Consider the following 14,201-nt stretch of genomic DNA (forward strand, 5'->3'; position numbering starts at 1 on the left):
GAAGCCGGAAGAGTGGGTGAAATGAGCGACAGCTCCGAGTTGCTGAAGACCGCGGTCATCGTCGAAGACGATCCCGACATCCGTCACCTCCTCGTCGAAGTGCTCGAGTCCGCCGGGTTCTCGACCGTCTCGGTCGGAAACGGCATCGACGGTGTCCGCGCGGTCCTCGCCTACCAGCCGTTGATCACCACCCTCGACGTGAACATGCCCGGCATCGACGGGTTCGAGGCAGCCCGCCGCATCCGTCAACAGAGCGACACGTACATCATCATGTTGACCGGCCTCGAAGAAGAGGCCGACGTGGTGCTCGGACTCGGCGCCGGCGCCGACGAATACGTCGTCAAGCCGTTCCGTCCGCGCGAACTGCGCGCTCGCATCGAGGCGCTCCTCCGGCGCCCGCGCGGCGGGGAGTCCCCCGCGAACACCGCCCCTCGGCAGGACAGCGTCGGCCGCTCCTTCCCGAATCCCCGCCCCGAGGCGACCACTCCCCCGGTGACCTCCTCGGCACCGAGCGCTGCGGTGATCGTGCCGTCGTCGCAGGGACCCGAACCCCGTGCCGAGGCGCAGGTCGCGGCCGCTGCTCGGACGGAGCTCGTGCCTCGCCCCGCCGCCGGCGACCTCACTCCCACCGGTGGAGCGTGGATCGCGCACCGCGACCTCCAGCTCGACCCCGACAGCCGTCTCGTCCGCGTCGGCGGCGAGGAACTCGAGCTGACGCGCACCGAGTTCGACCTTTTGGCGACCCTCATGGAGTCCAAGCGCCGGGTGCGCAGCAAGGCCGATCTCACGCTCGTCCTCCGCGGGGAGTCCTACGTCACGAGCTACTTCGTCGGCGAGGCCGACAAGAGGGCGATCGAGGCGCACATGACGAATCTGCGCCGCAAGCTCGGCGATAATCCGGCGAATCCGCGCTACATCGAGACCGTGCGCGGCGTCGGCTACCGGCTGACCTCGGAGCTGTTGGCCACGCCCTGAGCCCCACGTGAATAACGGATGCCTCGGCCCTCCCCAGGGCCGAGGCATCCGTGTCTCTGATGCGTTCGGGCGCGATCAGATCCTGTGTCCGTCAGACCTTGAAGCCGTGCTGGCGACGAACGAGCTTGGAGAACATGAGGAGGGTCTGCAGCACGGTGACCACGCCGACGATGGGCCATCCGATCCACAGGATCGAGGACTGCACCATCGGTCCGACCATGACCCAGATCACCGCGAGGGCGATGGCGACGGCGATGAGGACCACCATCGGGGTCCAGTGGCCCAGTCCACCACCGCGCTCCGCCTTGGCCTGCATCGCCCAGTTGTCGACCTTCTTGCGCGAGAGGAAGCGGGTCCACGAGCGCACGAAGTGGCTGATGCGGATCCACATGAACAACTCGGCGGGGAAGAACAGCACGGCGAAGAGGACGTCGCTGCGGTTGCAGTTCTTCATGGTTCGCGCGATGCGCAGGTTCAGCAGCATGGCGATCACCGGCGGGATCAGCCACAGGGGCGAGAACACGAAGGCGCCGATCGACAGCGAGCCCGCGAGCAGCGTGAGGAACGCGACGCGCACGAACAGGTTGGTCAGCATGCCGAAGTTCTCGAACCAGCGCAGACGCAGGTTGGGGTGGAAGGGCTGGCCCTTGGTGTCACCGCGCTGCCCCGGCCACATGAGTTCGATCGCGCCGTAGGTCCACTTGACCTGCTGGGCGTCGTAGCCCGACAGGGTCGTCATGCCGCCCACGTCGGCCCGCGCGTATGGGCTGATCTTGGTGAGGTAGCCGGCGCTCTTGATCTGCAGCGAGAGGAGCGAGTCCTCCACCTCGGAGTCCTTCACCCAGGGGGTCGACTGGTGGTTCTGCTTCATGGCGTCGCGCAGGGCGTTCGTCGAGAAGATCGAGAACTGTCCACCGAGGACGGCCATGTTGCGCCCGCGCAGCATGTTCTGCAGGTTGAACGCGGCGAACTGCGTGCGCTGCCCGGCGGTCAGGAAGCGGGCGATGACGCCCTTGATCGGCTTGTCGTCGATCGTGTAGATCGCCGAGATGCCGCCGATGCGGGAATCCGACACGGCCTCGGTCTCCAGGTACTCGACGGCCTTGGTGTCGGCGATGGTGTCGCCGTCGACGCCGAGGAGGTAGTCGTATCCCTCGACGAGCGAATACCCGTAATTGAGGGCACCCACCTTCTTGTCGGGGTTCTTGCCGATGTCGTGCACGAACACCTCGGTGAACTGCTCGCCCAGCTCGGTCTGCAGCTCGTGCGGCCCGCTGTACTCGGAGGCGATCTTGACGGTCGCGTCGGAGGTGTTGTTGACGACGACGTGGATGACGTCGGGCACACGGGTCTGCGCGAGCAGCGCCTCGATCACATCGGCGATCGACTCCTCCTCGTTGTACGCGGGGATGACGCAACCGATCGTCGAGCGGTGCACCGAGGTGTGCTCGAGCACCGCGGCGAAGTCGTCGGCGAAGCCGTGATCCTCCGCCGACGCCGACGCCGCCAGCTCGCCCTGGTGGAGGTTGAATTCCCGGGCGGTGGGGGTGAAGCTTCGCGCATCAGTCATGGCGGTGTCTTCCTGTCGGTGTAGCGGCGGATCGGCCATGTCCCACTCTGGTAGGTTCACCGCAAGGCGACCACCGCACACGACCACCGTCCCCGCAAGATTTCCGCAAGATTTGCGACGGACACCCGAAGGAGACGCGCCCCGTGATCTTCCTGGCGCTGCTGGCATCCATCGTCGCTGCGGGCATCGCGCTGACCATGCTGTTCCTCACCCATGGTCGACCGGACGACGACCGCGGCGGCCAACGCGCCGACATGGTCCGCTACTTCGGGATCGCCGCGGTCGCGGCCCTGCTCTGCGGCACCATGAACGTCCTCGAGACGGCCGGAGGCGGCGAAACGGCGGCGGCGGTGGGCAACGCCACGAATCTGGTCGCCGTCGGCCTGCTCTGGGCGGGCGCGCGGCGGCTGAACCATCGCCGCGCGATCGGGGCGGTCAGCACCGCCGCGGGCGCCGTGCTGATGCTGGGCTTCACGTTCCTCATCCCCCTGGAGGATGCGACGCTGCTGAAGACCGCCGGCCTGACCGTCTACGGCGCCCTGAGCGCGCTCGAGCTCTGGCGGCGGCCCCTCGGCGCTCTGTCCGGCGCACAGATCCTGTCGTGGACGCTGGGCTTCTATGCGGCGTACAACCTCTGCCGACTCGTGGTCGCCGCCGTCATGGGGCTGGAGCCCCTCGTCGGGAGCGGCCCCGTCTCGGCCGAGGCGACCGCCGCCGTCAGCGCCGTGGCCATCGTCCTCGTCTCCGTCGCGGCCGTGCGCTTGGGACGCCAGCTCGACGACGCACCGGCACCCGGCACACGTGCGCACGACCGGGGCTCCCTCCGCCGCGAGGCCGCCCGGATGATCGCGGCGGACTCGCCCGTGCGGGCCACGCTCGTCCGCGTGCCCGAGATCGACCTGATCCGCGCCGCCCACAGCACCGAACGAGCCGAGACGATGCTGCGCACCGTGGCGACGGCGCTCGAGGACGCGATCGACGACGCGGCGTGCGGGATGCCGTCACGCGACACGGTCTTCGCCGTCGCTCCCGCCGTCCTCGACGCGGCGGAGCTCGAGCAGGCGGTCCGCCGCGCCTTCGCGGGGCGCATGCCCGGGATCGACTACGACGACGTTCCCGACCTCGTCTTCGAGCACTACCTCGTGCGCGACGTCGATGACCTCTCCCTCCTGATGGAGAGCAGCCGCCAGCGCCCGCGGCAGGAGCACCGCGACGACTGAGGCCCGGCCCGTCGACGGCGTCAGTTCGAACCGGTGCTCTGCCCCCACCCGGGGGCGCGGCCGGTGCTCGACGACGTCCCGGTCGCCCCGGCACCGGCGCCCTGGCCCTGATCGGAGAAGATCGCGATCGGCAGGTACTGGTAGACCGTCTGCTGCGAGAACGACGAGTCGGTGTTCGCGGTACCTTCGACGGCCACGTTGAGCGCGAACTCGAGGGTGATGCCGTACGTGTCGTTGGGCAGTTGCCGGATGGAGGTCGTCGGCACCAGCAGGCCGCCCTGGAAGCTGTTCAGAAGCAGGCCACGGTCGGAGCGCAGGGTGTCCGAGGGAACCAGGGTGCGGGGATCGGCAGTGAACTGGAAGGGGTTCGAGACCTGGCCGCCCGTCTGCGCGGTCTGCGACGAGATCGACACGGAGGACAGGTAGACGCGGCGCTTCTGCGTGAGGACGGCCTTCTCGTCGACGCGGTTGTCGACGACGTTGATCGCGAAGCCGAACTGCTTCTCGTTCGTCGACGACCACTCCATCGTGCGCTTGGGGTTGACCGCCCAGACGTCCAACCGCACCTCGAGCCCGTCGGCCACCTCGGAGGTGAGCGAGACGGATCCGTCGTAGGTGAACTGCGAATCGAACGGCTTGGATGACGCCGACGCAGCCGGTTCGGGGGTGGCGACGACGACGGCCTGCCCGCCCGCTCCGCCGACCTGGCCGGGGAGCGAATTGAGCACATCGGCGATCTGGGCGCAGCCGGTCAAGGTCGCGGGAAGAACGACGGCCACGGCCAGGGCCGCGGCGATCGCGCGCGCGCGACGGTGAGAGGTCTTGCTCACGGGATTCTCCTGAGGTTCAGCGCGGGATCGCGCAGAGGTCGATGAACGACCATCACGCTGCGGGATGCAGGCCTCAGGGGGAATCTGACCGGGCGTCGTGACACGTGTGCACGCGCGGCGAGCAGAGACAGGATGGCGCGCTGAACACTACACCACTCTCTATACACTCGATGACATGGCATCCGCGAGGAGCGTCCCCCCGGCGGTTGTCGCTGGAGGCGCACACGACGAAGACGGCGCGAGCCCCAGCAGCCGTACGCGCTCCATCTGGCTCCTCCAACTCGTGCTCGGTGCCAGTGTGGTCATCACCGTCCTACTCGTCCAGGCGCTCGAGCCCTCCCTGTTCTCGCTGTGGTCGTTCTCGTCCGGCGTCGGCGTGGTCATCGCGCTCACCGCGGTCGCCATCGTCGTGCCGTGGCAGCGACTCCCCCGGGCGGCGGTGGCTGTCGTCCCGTTCGGCGACATTATCGGCATCGGATTGCTGAGCTTCGGAACCGACCTCCGGTTCGGATTCTTCTGGGTGTTCCCCATCATCTGGATCGCCACCCACTTCGCCCTCGCGTACCTCGTCTCCGCCCTCGGCACCGTCGGTGCGCTGATCGTCATCGACGCCGCCGTGAACGCCTCGGGGCCTGTCACGGCTCTGCGCCTGATCGTGGTGCTCCTGTCGCTGACGTTCATCGCGATCACGTCTTTCCTCTCCGCGCGTCAGACGCGCGCGTTCAAACAGCTCCTCCGCCGCCAGGCCAGCCGTCTCCAGGGCACGCTGCAACGCGTGTCCGGTCAGGAGCGGCGCGTCTCGCAGATGCTCAACGGTCTCGACACCGGCATCGCCCGCCTGTCCGTCGACGGCGAGGTGCTCGCGCTGAACGACACCTATGTCGACCTGTACGGCGTGGAGCGGGACGAGCCCCAGCGTCCCGGCGGTGCCGTCGAGTACGCGAACCTGCGCGGCGAGCCGCTGCCGGAGTCCGAGCGGCCGTTCGCTCGCGCAGCACGAGGCGAGCAGTTCGACGACGAGAGGGTGTGGCTCTTCGACACGCACGGCGAGTGGCACGCCCTGTCCGTGTCGACCCGTCGCCTCATCTCCTCGGACGAAGCGGAGAGCACGCTGCTGATCGTGCACGACATCACCGCGCTGATCGAGTCGGAGCGTGCACGTGAGCGACTCGCGGCCACCGTCTCGCACGAGCTGCGCAATCCGCTGACGGCCATCATCGGACATGCGGATCTCGCCCTCGACGACCCCGAGCTGCCCCCGAAGGTGCGAGACCAGCTGGAGGTCATCGCGGGAGCCGGCGAGCGCATGCAGGCGCTGATCTCGGAGATCCTCGCCAACTCGCGCGGTGTCTTCAAGGACCAGAACGGCCCTGCGACCGCGGACGCGAGCCGCATCATCGCGTCGTCGCTCGCATCCTTCCGTCCCGCCGCCGCGGCTCGTCGCGTCAATGTGATCGACGAACTGCCCCCGTCGGCCGAGGTCCTCGGTGACGCCTTCCGTCTGCGCCAGGCGTTCGACAACATCCTCAGCAACGCCATCAAGTACACCCCTGCCGGCGGCACCATCCGCATCTCCGGCGAGGTGTCCCCCGACGATGTCATCCTGCGCTTCGCCGACACGGGGATCGGCATCCATCCCGATGATCTCGCCCGTGTCTTCGATCCGTATTTCCGCGCTCAGAGCGTGCGCGACAGTTCCACCCCGGGCACGGGTCTGGGAATGGGGATCATCCGCACCATCGTCGAGGACCAGGGCGGCTCACTGTTCCTGGACAGCGAGCTCGGCGCCGGCACCACGGTGACCGTCATCCTTCCGGTGCGCAGCGAGGCGGAAGCCGCGTGATGCCCGACGACGTCCTGTCCAATCTGGGCCTGGCGCAGGCGACGGTGGCCACGCTCGGCACCGTGATGATCATCGGGCTGGGGTTCCTCCACCGCCCCTCCCGCTCCGCGTTGCTGTGGTCGCTCGCCTTCGTCCTGGCGATGACCAGTACCTGGGTCTCGGTGACCGGCGCGATCCTCGACGACGAGACCGTGCGGAGGGCGGGTCTCGGGCTCATGCTGGGCGCCCCGGCACTGATCTGGTCGGGGTTCCGCGCGCGTCGTGGGGTCGCCTCGCTGCCGTGGATCGGCGGCCTGCAGGCCGTCGTCACGGCGATCGTCTTCGTGTCCGTCGTCGATGTCAGCGCTTACGGGCTCGCGTTCCGACTCGCGTTCCTCGCCGCGGCGGTGTTCGCCGGACTCACGCTCGGCGAGCTGCGTCGCGCGGCCGATCGGCTCGAGCGCATGGCCCTGCCCCTCACGATCGTCTCCGCGGCATTCGTCGCCCTGGGCGCCGGCATCCTCATCTCCGGGCTCTCCGCCCCCGCGACGATCGGCGACCTCGCCCTCCCGCGCGTGCTCAACGGCCTGGCGATGCTGGTCTTCCTCGTCTGCGCCACGGTGTCGCTGCTGTATTTCACGTCGGTGTCCCCCAGTGGGCGGCGGGCGGCGTCCTCGTGGCCCCACTTCGTGGTCACCGCGTCCGACCGCCTGCGCCGCGCGGCTCAGGCCCGGGAGGAGTCCTGGGCGGTCCTTACCGTCCGGTTGGACGACCCTCAGCAGTTGCGCAGCGCCGCCGGCGAGAACGCCTGGATGCGACTCGTCGAGGAGTTCGAGAGGGTCGTCGCCGAAACGTTCCCCGCCGAAGCCGATCTGGGCCGAGAGACGCGCGGCCGGGTGGTGGTCGTCCTGGCGCGTCCGGACTCCGTCCTCCGCGAACAGGTGCGCACGGTGCTCCGACGCATCACCGAACTCGATGGATCGACCTCCGTCGGCGTCCAGCTCTCGGCGAGCGTGGGATGGGTCGCCGCGGAGATGGGCGGCTTCGACCTGCCGACCCTCATCGCGGATGCCGATCGCGCGGCCGCCGAGGCGACCCTGCAGGGCGGGGATCGCTGGCAGCGCGTGCGCGCGTGATCAGCCGCCGGATCCGGCCTCCCCGCCACCGGCGATCGCGACGGTGAGGGTGTCACTGGCGGTCTGCTTGGCGAACTCGTTCGATGTCGGGGTGGTCTGCACCAAGAACTCGAAGGTGAACTGGAGGGTGACGAACGTCGCCTCCGCCGGCACCTCCCCGACATTGAACGTCTGCGAATAGCTGTACGGAGACAGGACCAGATAGCCCGGGGCATCGGTCTGATCGGTCTGCGCCGCCAGCGGTGAGAACGACTGCGCCGCGTTGCCGGGGACCGCCGTCATGGTGGCCCGTTGCAGGTAGACCTTCTGTCCGTCATCCGGGGAGACCGTGGTCACCATCGACAGGCTCACGGGCTTCAACGCCGTCGGCGTCCAGCGGTCCATCGACAGCGTCGACCAGTAGTCGACCGTGGCGCTGACGGCCCCCGCGGTCAACGGCCGCTGCGTCGAGCCGCTGGACAGGTCGTTGCGGACGGGCTGCGGAGCGGAGGATGCCGTGGGCGTCGGCGAAGCCGAGGCCGTCGCCGGCGCTCCTCCCTGGGCCCACGGAGGAGCGCCGCATCCGGCGAGAGCGAACGCACCCGCGACCAGCAGTGCCGCGGCACCGATGAGCCTGCCGCGCCTCGTTGCGAGCCCCATTCGTCCTCCCCCGGATCGTTCCCTTCAGTGTAGGTGTCCGAGGACGGGCGGCTGCCGCTGGACGCCTAAGGTGTGCGCGTGAACCGCTCGTCCCCCTCGGTCCCTCCCCGTCGCGCCCCCGCCGTCTTCGCAGCCGTGGTGCTCGGCGTGTTCATCGTCGGTCTCGGCTGTGCCGTCTGGATCGGGCTGCGGGGCGCGTCGGCCGTGCAGCACCTGCGGTCAGCCCAGGCGACGGTCGGCTCCGCGACGACCGAGGTCGCCGATCCGGCGGGAGCGATCGAGCGCCTCGGCGAAGCCGCCTCCGACACCTCGGCCGCGCGCGCCCTGACCGCCGACCCGGTGTGGAGGGGCGCCGAGATCCTGCCCTGGATCGGACCGCAGCTCGCCGCCGTGAGGACCGTCGCCGCGTCGGTGGACGACGCGGCATCCACCGCCGTGCGCCCGCTCCGAGCCGCCGCCGCCGTTCTCGCAACCGGCGCCCTCCACACGCCCGATGGGGCCATCGACGTGGCAGGGATCGCCGCCGCGCGGCCCGCGGCCGCCGATGCGGCGGAGCGTTTGCGGACGGCCGCCGACCGCATCGGCGAGATCGACCGCACGCCTCTCCTTGGGTCCGTGTCCACGGCCGTTTCCTCGACCTCCGCCTCGCTGGATCGGGCGGCCACCGCCGCCGAGGCGCTGGAGCGCGCGACGACCCTGGTCCCTCGCATGCTCGGAGCCGACGGCCGACGCTCCACACTCCTGCTCTTCCAGAACAACGCCGAGTGGCGGTCCCTCGGCGGGGTGGTCGGGGCCGTGGCCCAGGTGGATGCCGATGCCGGGCGCCTCGCCCTCGTCGCTCAGGCGTCGAGCGCCGATGTCACCGCCTTCGTCGACGACCCGGTCCTGCCTCTGCCCGACGATGTGCGCGGCGTCTTCGACACGCGTCCGGCCCGGTACCTGCAGAACACCACCCAGGTTCCCGATTTCGCCGTCGGTGCCGCTGTCGCCCGTGAGATGTGGCGCCGCACGCACGGCGAAGAGGTCGATGCGGTCGTCGCGCTGGACCCGGTGACGCTGTCGTATCTGCTGCGGGCGACCGGACCCGTCACCCTCCCCACGGGCGAGGTGATCGACGGCGACGATGCCGTTCCCCTCCTCCTCGACGAGGTGTACCGCCGCTTCGGTGATCCGCGCGAACAGGACGCCTTCTTCCAGAGCGCCGCCGCCGCGGTCTTCGGGGCTCTGGCGGAAGGACGCGGCGACGCGACCGCTCTCGTCGAGGCCCTGACGCGGGCGGGCGACGAGCGCCGCCTCCTGGTGTGGAGCGCGGATGCCGCCGACCAGGCCGTGCTCGACGGATCGACGCTGCAGGGCGCTCTTCCCGTGTCCGATGACACCCGCACAACGGTCGGGGTCTATCTCAACGACGGCACGGGCTCGAAGATGGACTACTACCTGCACCCCCGCACGGCGATCGGATGGTGCGCAGACGGCCTGGCGACCCTCCGGGTGAGCCTGCGCAACGACGCGCCCGAGCCCTCCACGCTCCCGCCCTACGTGACGGGTGGGGGCGAGTACGGCGTCCGTCCCGGCGACGCGCTGACCGGCGTGTACGTCTACCTTCCGCCGGGGGCCGAGGTCGTCGACAGACGCACATCGTCCGACGGTGCCGTCGCCCCGGGCTTCGCGGGCGGCACGCACGACGGGCGGGCCGTGGTGAAGTGGTCCGTACAGCTGTCCCCCGGCCAGACGGGCGTCCTGGACCTCGACATCCGGATGCCGACCACCCCCCGCCTCGAGATTCTGTCCACGCCGACGCGGGATCCACGCGAGACGCCCGACGTGGGGGCGTGTCCGTCCGGTGAATGACCCTTCTTCGGCGGCCGCGGGTGAAGTCGGGAGGCGCGGGGCGTGAAAGGAAGCGGGACACGCCGCACCACGCACTCCTCCTCCGCGAGACTCCCCGGTGGAGCGGCGCGTTCCGCTTTTCGAACACCGGCTCGACCACGCCAAGCGAATGGGGCACACCATGAAGACCACGATCATCCGGGCCGTCGCGGCGCTCTCGCTCGCCGCCGCCGCTGTGCTGGCGCCCACGGCCGCCAATGCCTACACCGACCCCGCCGTGATCTCGGTGACGCCGCCCGTCGTCGCTCCGGGCGGCAGCGCGACGTTCACGACCGATCGCGAGGGCTTCGACGGTGACGAAGACGTGGCCATCTCGATCACCGGTGTGGCCGCGAAGGGCGTGACCCTCGCGTCCATCGCGACCGAGACCAACGATTCGCTGCGGACGAAGGCCGTCGATGGCAAGATCCACGCGCAGGTTCGCTTCCCGGCGAATGCGAAGGGCGTCTACTCGCTCACCTTCACCGGCGCCCGCAGCGGCGTGGTCCTCCACTCGAGCGTGACCGTCACCCCGGTCGGGGCACCGAGCGCCCCCGCCCAGGGCGGACTCGCGGTCACCGGCTTCGATGCGGGCAGCACGACGGGCCTGTGGCTCACCGGGGCGGCGCTCCTGGTCGGCGGTTCGGCCGTCGGCATCGGAACCGTCATCCGCCGCCGCCGCGCCTCCAAGAGCTGACCCTCCCGACGACAAGAGGGGGCCGTCCTCGGACGGCCCCCTCTTGTCGTTGCCGAGCACTCAGTCGAGGGCACCCGCACGCGATGGGGTGACCTCCGCTGTGATGAGGATCGGGAGGTGGTCGCTCTGTCCCTGGGGCAGCGTCTTGATGTGGGCGATGTCGAATCCCATCGACGTTGCGAAGTCGTAGTGCCCGCGGAAGAAGCGGTACCGCGTGTACGTCCGTGTGTCGCTGAGCGTCAGCTCGTAACCCTGATCGCGCACCTTCTGCCCGAGGTTCTCCTTGAAGACGGGGTAGTTGTAATCGCCGACCATCAGCGCGGGCAGCCCCGGGCCGAGGTTCTGCAGCTCCGTGAGCGCCGTTCGGATCTGATGGCGGCGGAGCGAATTGAGCGCGGTCAGGGGTGCGGCGTGGAAGGAGGCGACGATGACGTCTCGCCCGTGGTCGATGTCGCGCAGGCGCACACCGAGCATCCGTTCCTCGGCTGGTTTGAGCACGTAGTCGTGAAGCGACTTCTTCAACGCGATCGCCCGAACCTCCTCGGCACGGAACGTGTTCTCGCGGTAGTACAGCGCGAGACCGAGCCGGTTGCGCTGGGTGGCGTCCGCCAATCGGAGGCCGCCGATCCGCTCTGGGATGTCGGTGGAGTCGCACTCCTGCAGACAGAGCACGTCGACCTCGTGTTGCTCGACGAGCGCGGCGAGCTCACCCGCAGCGCGGTGCTTGTTGAGGTTGTACGAGATGACCTTCATGGCGGAGCCAGCCTACGACTCGCGTTGATGCCGCTCCTGAGGGGTTGCGCAGCAGCCGTGAGGTCGATTCAGGATGCCGACTCGTCGGCGTCCCGTCGGTTCCGTGTCTGCTCCGCGCGCGCCGCGAGCAGATCGTCGACGGGGTATCCGACCTCGGCGAGCACGAGCCCGCGGGCCGCGAGGACCTTCGTCTCCGGGATCCTCATACGTGCGTCGCGGATCGCCACCACGTCGTCGATCGCGATGCGCCCCTCCCCCACCGCGACGCACGCGCCCACGAGCGCGCGGACCATGCTGTGGCAGAAGGCATCGGCTCGCACGTTCGCCACGAGGACGCCGTCGTCGCCACGGTGCCAGTCGTATTCGAGCAGGGTGCGGATGGTGGTCGCTTCTTCGCGGGCCTTGCAGTAGGCGGCGAAGTCGTGGAGCCCGATGAGGCGACCGGCGGCGGCATCCATCGCCTCGACATCGAGGGCGCTGCGAACGGTCGTCGTCCGCAAGCGATCGAGCGGGTCGTAGCCCGTTGCCGCGTCTGCCAGCCGGTAGGAGTAACGACGCCATACCGCCGAGAAGCGGGCGTCGAAGCCCTCCGGCGCGAGAGACGTGCGACGGACCGTGACATCCGGATGGGCGCCGAGGACGCCGCGGACACGACCGGCCAGGGCGGCGACCGCGTCAGCCTCGTCGTTGTCGCGACGCCGTCGCGGCAGGCGGGCGATCTGCGCATCGTCGAGGTCGAGATGCGCCACCTGGCCGGAGGCGTGCACTCCCGCGTCGGTCCGCCCGGCCACGATCAGACGGGGCGAGCCGCCGATGATGCGTTCGAGAGCGCCTTCGAGTTCGCCCTGCACCGTCCTCAGGCGCGGTTGCCGCGCCCATCCTCGGAAATGCGTGCCGTCGTAGGCGATGTCGAGACGTATGCGCACACGTCCAGCCTACGAGCGCCGCAGCCGGGGAAACGACGGGTCCCCCGGTCGGGGATGGCCGAAAACGACGGAGCCCCCACCCTGATGGGGTGGGGGCTCCGTACGAGCAGGAAGCTCAGGCCTTGGCGTCGTCCTGGACGGCGTCATCGGCGGCGGCCTCAGCAGCCGCGCCTTCCTCGGGCGACTCGGCGCCGGCGTCGGCGGCCTCGTCGGTGGAGGTCTCCTCGACGGCGGGCTCCTCCGCAGCGGGCTCCTCGGCGGCCGGGGCGGAAGCGGCAGGAGCCGCAGCGGCCTTCGACGACGCCTTCTTGGCGACGGGCTCGAGGACGAGCTCGATCACGGCCATGGGGGCGTTGTCACCCTTGCGGTTGCCGACCTTGGTGATGCGGGTGTAGCCGCCGTCACGCTCGGCCACCAGGGGCGCGATCTCGGTGAAGAGGGTGTGCACGACCTCTTTGTCACCGATCACGCTGAGCACGCGACGACGCGCGTGCAGGTCGCCGCGCTTGGCGAAGGTGATGAGACGCTCGGCGAGCGGACGCAGGCGCTTGGCCTTCGTCTCGGTCGTCTTGATGGACTTGTGCGTGTACAGGGCTGCCGCGAGGTTCGCGAGAAGCAGACGCTCGTGGGCCGGGCCGCCTCCGAGGCGGGGACCCTTCGTGGGCTTAGGCATGTCGTGTTACTCCAGTGAAAGGTTCGGTCGGGTCCGACCGGGGTCAGACGGTCTCTTCGTCGTAGCCGCTGTAGAACTGGGCGCCGTCGAAACCGGGCACCGAGTCCTTGAGCGACAGTCCGAGCGAGGTGAGCTTGTCGCGCACCTCGTCGACCGACTTCTGACCGAAGTTGCGGATGTTCATCAGCTGCGTCTCGGAGAGGGCGACCAGCTCCGAAACGGTGTTGATGCCCTCGCGCTTGAGGCAGTTGTACGAGCGGACCGACAGGTCGAGGTCTTCGATCGGCATAGACAGCTCGTTCGAGAGGACGGTCTCGACCGGCGCGGGGCCGATCTCGATGCCCTCGGCCTCGACGTTCAGCTCGCGAGCGAGACCGAACAGCTCGGTGAGGGTGCGGCCGGCCGAAGCGACGGCGTCGCGCGGCGCGATGGACGCCTTCGACTCGACGTCGAGGACGAGCTTGTCGAAGTCGGTGCGCTCACCGGCACGGGTGGCGTCGACGCGGTAGCTGACCTTGAGCACCGGCGAGTAGATCGAGTCGATCGGGATCTGACCGGCCTCGGCGTACTCGTTGCGGTTCTGCGTGGCCGAGACGTAGCCGCGGCCACGCTCGATCGTCAGCTCGAGCTCGAACTTCGCGGTGTCGTTGAGCGTCGCGATGACCAGCTCGGGGTTGTGCACCTCGACACCCGCCGGAGCGGAGATGTCGGCGGCGGTGACCTCACCGGCGCCGGTCTTGCGCAGGTACGCCGTGATGGGCTCGTCGCGCTCGCTCGAGACGACCAGCTGCTTGATGTTCAGGATGATCTCGGTGACGTCTTCCTTCACGCCCGGGATGGTGCTGAACTCGTGCAGGACGCCGTCGATGCGGATGCTCGTGACGGCCGCGCCGGGGATCGACGACAGGAGGCTGCGGCGCAGCGCGTTGCCGATCGTGTAACCGAAACCGGGCTCCAGCGGCTCGATGACGAAACGGCTGCGGAACTCCCCGATCTTCTCCTCGGTCAGAGTGGGACGCTGTGCGATGAGCACTATGTGTTCCTTTCGATCACGTGCCCGCTATATGACACGTGTAATGGGGTGAGGTGTT

13 protein-coding genes are annotated in these 14,201 nt (G+C 69.3%); 6 read left to right on the forward strand and 7 right to left on the reverse strand.

Annotated elements, in window-relative coordinates:
* The first annotated feature begins 21 nt into the window (after positions 1 to 21).
* Entirely contained in the window at positions 22 to 975 is a 954-nt protein-coding gene (locus tag ACFZA2_RS04315; RefSeq protein ID WP_391401079.1) for a response regulator, read from the forward strand.
* Between the two features lie 91 nt (positions 976 to 1,066).
* Here ACFZA2_RS04315 and ACFZA2_RS04320 read toward each other — a convergent pair whose 3' ends face one another.
* The gene (locus ACFZA2_RS04320) at positions 1,067 to 2,545 is read right to left on the reverse strand and encodes a glycosyltransferase (RefSeq protein WP_391401082.1); all 1,479 of its coding nucleotides are present in this window, start codon (positions 2,543 to 2,545) and stop codon (positions 1,067 to 1,069) included.
* 143 nt (positions 2,546 to 2,688) lie between these two features.
* On the opposite strand from ACFZA2_RS04320, the gene ACFZA2_RS04325 reads away from it, so the two are divergent.
* A complete protein-coding gene (locus tag ACFZA2_RS04325; RefSeq protein ID WP_391401085.1) occupies positions 2,689 to 3,765 on the forward strand; it encodes a hypothetical protein in 1,077 nt (358 codons plus the stop codon).
* A 20-nt stretch (positions 3,766 to 3,785) separates the two neighbouring features.
* Here the strand turns inward: ACFZA2_RS04325 and ACFZA2_RS04330 are convergent, their stop codons facing one another.
* Complete coding sequence (locus ACFZA2_RS04330; protein ID WP_391401088.1) at positions 3,786 to 4,595, reverse strand: fructose 1,6-bisphosphatase; 810 nt, start codon at positions 4,593 to 4,595, stop codon at positions 3,786 to 3,788.
* A 175-nt stretch (positions 4,596 to 4,770) separates the two neighbouring features.
* Here ACFZA2_RS04330 and ACFZA2_RS04335 point away from each other — a divergent pair, with 175 nt between their 5' ends.
* Positions 4,771 to 6,438: a sensor histidine kinase gene (locus tag ACFZA2_RS04335; protein ID WP_391401091.1), complete on the forward strand. Its 1,668-nt coding sequence runs from the start codon at positions 4,771 to 4,773 to the stop codon at positions 6,436 to 6,438.
* Positions 6,438 to 7,553 carry a hypothetical protein gene (locus tag ACFZA2_RS04340; protein WP_391401094.1) on the forward strand — a complete coding sequence of 372 codons (1,116 nt, stop codon included), beginning with the start codon at positions 6,438 to 6,440 and terminating at the stop codon, positions 7,551 to 7,553. The genes ACFZA2_RS04335 and ACFZA2_RS04340 overlap by 1 nt, the downstream gene beginning before the upstream one ends.
* Here ACFZA2_RS04340 and ACFZA2_RS04345 read toward each other — a convergent pair whose 3' ends face one another.
* Entirely contained in the window at positions 7,554 to 8,192 is a 639-nt protein-coding gene (locus tag ACFZA2_RS04345) for a hypothetical protein (protein ID WP_391401096.1), read from the reverse strand.
* Positions 8,193 to 8,270: 78 nt separating this feature from the next.
* Here ACFZA2_RS04345 and ACFZA2_RS04350 point away from each other — a divergent pair, with 78 nt between their 5' ends.
* Positions 8,271 to 10,043 (forward strand): DUF4012 domain-containing protein, encoded by a 1,773-nt coding sequence (locus tag ACFZA2_RS04350; RefSeq protein WP_391401099.1) that lies wholly within the window; start codon positions 8,271 to 8,273, stop codon positions 10,041 to 10,043.
* A gap of 160 nt (positions 10,044 to 10,203) precedes the next feature.
* On the forward strand, positions 10,204 to 10,758 hold the full coding sequence (locus ACFZA2_RS04355) for a hypothetical protein (protein ID WP_391401102.1): 555 nt from the start codon (positions 10,204 to 10,206) through the stop codon (positions 10,756 to 10,758).
* Between the two features lie 60 nt (positions 10,759 to 10,818).
* Here the strand turns inward: ACFZA2_RS04355 and ACFZA2_RS04360 are convergent, their stop codons facing one another.
* From ACFZA2_RS04360 to ACFZA2_RS04375, 4 genes are all read right to left on the reverse strand, one after another.
* Positions 10,819 to 11,511 (reverse strand): endonuclease/exonuclease/phosphatase family protein, encoded by a 693-nt coding sequence (locus ACFZA2_RS04360; RefSeq protein ID WP_363387035.1) that lies wholly within the window; start codon positions 11,509 to 11,511, stop codon positions 10,819 to 10,821.
* 68 nt (positions 11,512 to 11,579) lie between these two features.
* Positions 11,580 to 12,437, reverse strand: a complete 858-nt coding sequence (truA, locus tag ACFZA2_RS04365) for a tRNA pseudouridine(38-40) synthase TruA (protein ID WP_391401106.1) — start codon at positions 12,435 to 12,437, stop codon at positions 11,580 to 11,582.
* Positions 12,438 to 12,552: 115 nt separating this feature from the next.
* Entirely contained in the window at positions 12,553 to 13,110 is a 558-nt protein-coding gene (rplQ, locus tag ACFZA2_RS04370; protein WP_391401109.1) for a 50S ribosomal protein L17, read from the reverse strand.
* 43 nt (positions 13,111 to 13,153) lie between these two features.
* A complete protein-coding gene (locus ACFZA2_RS04375; RefSeq protein ID WP_058230893.1) occupies positions 13,154 to 14,143 on the reverse strand; it encodes a DNA-directed RNA polymerase subunit alpha in 990 nt (329 codons plus the stop codon).
* Between the last annotated feature and the right edge of the window lie 58 nt (positions 14,144 to 14,201).

The sequence above is a fragment of the Microbacterium sp. NPDC007973 genome, from assembly GCF_042958465.1.
Lineage (GTDB): Bacteria > Actinomycetota > Actinomycetes > Actinomycetales > Microbacteriaceae > Microbacterium > Microbacterium galbum.